Origin of the sequence: Mesorhizobium carmichaelinearum, assembly GCF_900199455.1 — a bacterium.
GTDB classification, from domain to species: domain Bacteria; phylum Pseudomonadota; class Alphaproteobacteria; order Rhizobiales; family Rhizobiaceae; genus Mesorhizobium; species Mesorhizobium carmichaelinearum.
In genome coordinates this window covers 572,501-575,000 of sequence record NZ_FZQR01000003.1, presented here as the reverse complement: position 1 = coordinate 575,000, position 2,500 = coordinate 572,501, and the positions used below count along the sequence as shown (strand labels likewise).

General features: G+C 54.4%; 2 rRNA genes (1 of these 2 only partly in view). Both read left to right on the top strand.

Annotation, left to right across the window (positions count from 1 at the left end):
• Positions 1–1,973, top strand: a 23S ribosomal RNA gene (locus CKW40_RS09455) (it extends 827 nt beyond the left edge of the window).
• A gap of 197 nt (positions 1,974–2,170) precedes the next feature.
• Positions 2,171–2,285: ribosomal RNA gene (gene rrf, locus CKW40_RS09450) — 5S ribosomal RNA — on the top strand.
• Positions 2,286–2,500 lie beyond the last annotated feature (215 nt).

Sequence of the window (2,500 nt, the reverse complement as noted above, 5' to 3'; positions counted from 1 at the left end):
AATCAAACTCGGAAATAGCTGGTTCTCCGCGAAATCTATTTAGGTAGAGCGTCGACCGAATACCCCAGGGGGTAGAGCACTGGATGGGCTAGGGGTCCTCACCGGATTACCAAACCTAACCAAACTCCGAATACCTGGGAGTACTAGTCGGCAGACACACGGCGGGTGCTAACGTCCGTCGTGAAAAGGGAAACAACCCTGACCTACAGCTAAGGTCCCCAAGTTATGGCTAAGTGGGAAAGGATGTGAGGATCCCAAAACAACCAGGATGTTGGCTTAGAAGCAGCCATCATTTAAAGAAAGCGTAACAGCTCACTGGTCTAAATAAGGGTCTTTGCGCCGAAAATGTAACGGGGCTAAAGCCATACACCGAAGCTTAGGGTTCGTGAGCAATCACGAGCGGTAGCGGAGCGTTCTGTAAGCTGATGAAGCCATACCCGTGAGGGGTGGTGGAGGTATCAGAAGTGCGAATGCTGACATGAGTAACGTAAGGGGAGTGAGAGACTCCCCCGCCGAAAGACCAAGGGTTCCTGCTTAAAGCTAATCTGAGCAGGGTTAGCCGGCCCCTAAGACGAGGCGGAAACGCGTAGTCGATGGGAACCACGTTAATATTCGTGGGCTTGGAGGTAGTGACGGATCATTGAGGTAGTCCAATCTTATCGGATTGAACGGGCTGCTGCGTGGTTCCAGGAAATAGCTCCTCCTTATAAACCGTACCCGAAACCGACACTGGTGGTCTGGTAGAGTATACCAAGGCGCTTGAGAGAACTATGCTGAAGGAACTCGGCAAATTGCACGCGTAACTTCGGAAGAAGCGTGACCCTTTTCTGCGCAAGCAGAGGAGGGTGGCACAGACCAGGGGGTAGCGACTGTTTATCAAAAACACAGGGCTCTGCGAAGTCGCAAGACGACGTATAGGGTCTGACGCCTGCCCGGTGCTGGAAGGTTAAGAGGAGGGGTGCAAGCTCTGAATCGAAGCCCCAGTAAACGGCGGCCGTAACTATAACGGTCCTAAGGTAGCGAAATTCCTTGTCGGGTAAGTTCCGACCTGCACGAATGGCGTAACGACTTCCCCGCTGTCTCCAGCATAGACTCAGTGAAATTGAATTCCCCGTGAAGATGCGGGGTTCCTGCGGTTAGACGGAAAGACCCCGTGCACCTTTACTATAGCTTTACATTGGCATTCGTAGTGGCATGTGTAGGATAGGTGGTAGGCTTTGAAACCTGGGCGCCAGCTCAGGTGGAGCCACCCTTGAAATACCACCCTTATTACTATGGATGTCTAACCGCGGCCCGTTATCCGGGTCCGGGACAATGTATGGTGGGTAGTTTGACTGGGGCGGTCGCCTCCTAAAGAGTAACGGAGGCGCGCGATGGTGGGCTCAGAACGGTCGGAAATCGTTCGCTGAGTGCAATGGCATAAGCCTGCCTGACTGCGAGACTGACAAGTCGAGCAGAGACGAAAGTCGGTCATAGTGATCCGGTGGTCCCGCGTGGAAGGGCCATCGCTCAACGGATAAAAGGTACGCCGGGGATAACAGGCTGATGACCCCCAAGAGTCCATATCGACGGGGTTGTTTGGCACCTCGATGTCGACTCATCGCATCCTGGGGCTGGAGCAGGTCCCAAGGGTATGGCTGTTCGCCATTTAAAGCGGTACGTGAGTTGGGTTCAGAACGTCGTGAGACAGTTCGGTCCCTATCTGCCGTGGGTGTAGGAATATTGAAAGGATCTGTCCCTAGTACGAGAGGACCGGGATGGACGGATCTCTGGTGGACCTGTTGTGGCGCCAGCCGCATAGCAGGGTAGCTATATCCGGACGGGATAACCGCTGAAGGCATCTAAGCGGGAAACCCACCTTAAAACGAGTATTCCCTGAGAACCGTGGAAGACGACCACGTTGATAGGCCGGGTGTGGAAGAGCGGCAACGCTTGAAGCTTACCGGTACTAATAGTTCGATCGGCTTGATCGTTCTCATTCCTTATGCCCATCTGACAAAGTCAGATGGTCTTACCAGCGCTCACGCATGAGCGGCCCTTACGGGCCTATGCTCCGCGAGGGCGCCGGAAAACCGGCGACGCGCAGTCGCGCTTGCGGGCTTACGCCCGAAAGCCACAAACGTCGCCCTGGCACAAAAAACAGCTTCTCGAACAACGTGCGTTTTGCCGACCTGGTGGTTATGGCGGAGCGGCTGCACCCGATCCCATTCCGAACTCGGCCGTGAAACGCTCCAGCGCTGATGGTACTTCGTCTCAAGACGCGGGAGAGTAGGTCGCTGCCAGGTCTGCTAAACGCACGTTGAACTCACATCCAATCGGATGTCAGTGAAATCTTCTCTCTACGAACAAGGCCCGCCAAGGGACCACGGGCCGCGTAAGCGGCCCTTTCATTTGGTGAGCCATCTACCTATTTGTAAGCCAGCCTATTCGTAGGCCTTGGCTTACGTCCAAAGCAAGCAAACGCTTGCTCAGATCAGCAAGCAAACGCTTGCTTAGTTCG